A 3,737-nucleotide genomic window follows, 5' to 3' on the forward strand; every position below is an offset into this window, starting at 1 on the left:
CCGCGACCATATGTTTCGACATCTTCTCCCCGCCACCCGGCGAAAGCGAGGTGATCAGCCATTTCGAGCGGCTCAAGTCCAATGAGATGAAAATTGCGCCAAGATGGTGCGGATAGCGGTCGGCGCTTTCGGTCGGTGAGCTGCAACGGGCATGCTTGTCTCCAAAGGTAGGGTGTTTGTGTTTAAGCAACCGCACTTTGCCACAGCGCAGGTCGCTATCCACCCTCCTCATAGGATCTGGGTTGGACGGTGCGTTCTTGGCGCATTGTCGGCTCCGGCGGTGGCAGGGCTTTGGACTCAGTGGCATGATCCAAGATATCTGAAACCGCCGGGCCTTGCTTGCGCAAATCTCAATTTACGCAAGAAAATCTACAACTTGCCGTTTATGGACGGAAACTAGTGTAGGAAGCCATTCTCGGGCCCGCGCAAATGACGAACTTGCCTACATCGATGCCTCTTGTGCATCCCGAAGACCGGTCAGATGCGAAAACGGTCCAAGAACCCATCTCCGACCATCTTGAGCCCGCCCGACGGTAATTCGACTTCCTCGGCCGGCTGGAAGATGAGCGCAACGGTGCCCCTGAATCTCCGTCTCCCAACGAGGTACTTTGCGGCACCGAGCACCGGCCGTCATGGTCGCAGGCGTGCATCTTCTCCGGGATCCTCGACGCCCAGTCCTTTCCCGTCGCTTCACGGATCGGCAAGGCGTCCATATCTGCACGAAGGCCAATGGTCGGCCCTTCGCCGACTTCGCCTTGAATGAAAGATGCACAGCAAAAGTCGAGCTCGGGTTCTGATGAAGATGCCGGCGCCAGACTGTGACCTCGTCGGCCAGGTGATAAACCTTCTAAAGTGCATGCTGACTCCATTCATCGATGTCTGGCAGCCGTCGTCGGGCCAGTGGCTGGCATCATGGGCAGCATTTGCCGCGAGCGTTTGGAAGAGTTCGGGCAAAACTCGCATTTGGGTGAAATGAAACAGTCTCGTTTCCGTGGCGATTGCAATAATAGCGCCTCTTGGATGGGCTAGCGTTTCATTGAGCGGCTGTTCTTGCTATGAACGTTCCAGATCGCTAACGCGACGATGGTTTTCGCATAGGTGCAGGCATGATAGATGATCTCGACCGGCGGATACTCGGCGCCCTTCAAAAGAACAACAGGCTGTCATTCTCCGAACTCGCGGATCTCGTTAGTTCGTCTGCCGCTTCATGCATGCGCCGTGTCAATAAGTTACGTGCCGAGGGCGTTATCACCGCTGATATCTCGCTAGTCGACCATAAGGCGGTCGGGAAGTCGCTGACCGTGGTCGTAACGGTGGAGCTCGATCGCGAGCGTTTAGATCTTGTCGATGACTTCAAGCGAGCGATGAGGGCGGCAAAAGAAGTCACTCAATGCTATATGATCACGGGCGATGCCGACTTCGTTCTTATTGTAGCAGTGGAGGACGTCGAAGCCTTTGACGTTTTTGTAAAGACCAAACTCTACACAAATCCCAATGTCCGTAAGTTCCAGAGCATGATTGTGTTGGACCGAGTGAAGTTCGAGCCCCGGGTGCTTGTGTAGCCTTTTTTGGCTGAACGTTTCCGCCACTCCCATCCCGTTTTTTGAAGCGTGCATTGCGGCCGGAGCGCCACTTTGATCGCAATCAGCGCACCGAAGTCTGCCATTTAAATGGATCGCCGGGTGACCGGCGGCCACGAAATGCTTATGGCCCCGCTCAGGCGGTAATACATCCCGCTATTGACATCTGGCACGCGCGGCGTGCTGGCGGTCTGAGGTGCGCCACAGTCGAACTGCTGAGACGTGGACCGCGGGGCGGTTTCGCGGCGGCAAATCGTAACCGGGTGTGCGGAGCGCCTGGATTGCGAGATTTGGAGGACTCAGAGATGACATTTGCTACAGCCGAACATGCAACGGCTCTCCCAGCCGTAGAGCAACGGCACCGGGATCCACGGCATTATCCTCATGGCGTAGCCTTCATGGATGGTCAGTACCTGCCGATGTCCGAAGCCAAGGTGTCCGTCCTGGACTGGGGCTTTCTGCATTCCGATGCCACTTACGATACTGTTCATGTGTGGGACGGGAGGTTCTTCAGGCTGGATCTGCACCTGGACCGGTTCTTCCGCGGGATGGAAAAGCTCCGCATGAAGCTTCCCTACAACCGCAATGAGATCGAAAAGATCCTGTCGACCTGTGTGGCGCTATCCGGACACAAGTCGGCTTATGTCGAAATGATCTGCACGCGAGGTGGCTCGCCCACCTTTAGCCGTGACCCGCGCCAGTCGGAGAATAGGTTCATCGCATTCGCGGTGCCTTTCGGGTCGGTTGCCAACAAGGAGCAGCTTGAGCGCGGCCTGCATGTCGCCATCAGCAACACCGTTCGGATTCCGCCCAAGTCGATCGATCCGACCATCAAGAACTATCACTGGCTCGATCTGGTGAAGGGCCTGTTCGATGCGTACGACTACGGTGCCGAAACTGCATTGATCGTCGACATCAACGACAACATTGCGGAAGGCCCCGGCTTCAACGTTTTCACCGTCAAAGACGGCCGCCTGAAGACACCGGCTTATGGCGTCCTGGCCGGCATTACCCGCCAGACCGTATTTGATCTATGCGGCGAACTGAGCCTATCCGTCAGCGCCGGCGACATTGATCGCGATGAGCTGAAGAATGCCGATGAGGTTTTCATTACGTCTACAGCGGGCGGGGTCATGCCGGTGACCAAGATTGACGAGACCGTTGTAGGCGACGGCAAGGTTGGCGCTCTGACTCGCCAGCTGGCAGACCTATATTGGGAGAAGCATGCCTATCCGGCATGGTCGACCCCAGTAAATTACGCATAGCCCCGCGATATATTTTCGAGTGTTCCACCGTGGTGCGGGGAGGGCTGTGCTGCCGTGAGTTTGCCGATGACCGACGCTTTCATTTCTCATCTCTCTAACGAACTCGCCGGTCTAACATTGGCCGGGCTTTACAAATCAGAACGGGTGATAACCTCGACCCAATCGGCCGAGATCGAGGTCGGCGGCGAGAAGGTGCTGAATTTCTGCGCCAATAATTATCTGGGCCTCGCCGACAGCGCCGAACTGCGCGAGGCGGCCAAGCAGGCGCTCGATCGTTACGGCTATGGCATGGCGTCGGTGCGCTTCATCTGCGGCACGCAGGAGGAACACAAGCAGCTTGAGGCGATCATTTCTGATTTCCTCGGCATGCAGGACACTATCCTCTACGGCTCCTGCTTCGACGCCAATGGCGGCCTGTTCGAGACGCTGCTCGGCGAAGAGGATGCGGTCATCTCCGATGCGCTGAACCACGCCTCGATCATCGACGGGGTACGGCTGTCGAAGGCAAAGCGCTTCCGCTACGCCAACAACGACATGGCCGATCTCGAAGCGCGGTTGAAAGAGGCGCGCGACTGTCGGTTCCGGCTGATCGCCACCGACGGCGTGTTCTCTATGGATGGCATCATCGCCAATCTGAAGTGCGTCTGCGACCTCGCCGACAAATATGACGCAATGGTCATGGTCGACGACAGCCATGCAGTTGGTTTCGTCGGCAGGAATGGCCGTGGCTCGGCCGAACATTGCGGCGTCGAGGGCAGGGTGGACATCATCACCGGCACGCTGGGCAAGGCATTGGGTGGCGCGTCCGGCGGCTACACTTCGGGCAAAAGTCAGGTGGTCGACTGGCTGCGCCAGCGCTCGCGGCCCTATCTCTTCTCCAACACGCTGATGC

General features: G+C 57.3%; 3 protein-coding genes and 1 pseudogene. 3 read left to right on the top strand and 1 reads right to left on the bottom strand.

The genetic code is table 11. The features are described 5' to 3' along the window. A pseudogene (locus tag NKI61_RS32445) lies at positions 1-223 on the bottom strand (hypothetical protein); the annotation flags it as partial. An 883-nt stretch (positions 224-1,106) separates the two neighbouring features. On the opposite strand from NKI61_RS32445, the gene NKI61_RS32455 reads away from it, so the two are divergent. The 3 genes from NKI61_RS32455 to NKI61_RS32465 all read left to right on the top strand — a co-directional run. Beyond that, entirely contained in the window at positions 1,107-1,562 is a 456-nt protein-coding gene (locus tag NKI61_RS32455) for an Lrp/AsnC family transcriptional regulator (RefSeq protein ID WP_352842367.1), read from the top strand. A 323-nt stretch (positions 1,563-1,885) separates the two neighbouring features. Further along, complete coding sequence (locus NKI61_RS32460) at positions 1,886-2,845, top strand: aminotransferase class IV (protein WP_502899965.1); 960 nt, start codon at positions 1,886-1,888, stop codon at positions 2,843-2,845. Between the two features lie 66 nt (positions 2,846-2,911). Continuing rightward, the coding region (locus NKI61_RS32465; protein ID WP_352842370.1) for a glycine C-acetyltransferase at positions 2,912-3,737 on the top strand (826 nt) is incomplete at its 3' end.

Source organism: Mesorhizobium sp. M0514 (assembly GCF_040321145.1).
Taxonomy (GTDB): Bacteria; Pseudomonadota; Alphaproteobacteria; order Rhizobiales; family Rhizobiaceae; genus Mesorhizobium.

Excerpts from the sequence above, each read along its gene's own strand:
- NKI61_RS32455 (WP_352842367.1), top strand. The coding sequence starts at position 1,107 with ATGATAGATGATCTCGACCGGCGGATACTCGGCGCCCTTCAAAAGAAC.
- NKI61_RS32460 (WP_502899965.1), top strand. The coding sequence starts at position 1,886 with ATGACATTTGCTACAGCCGAACATGCAACGGCTCTCCCAGCCGTAGAG.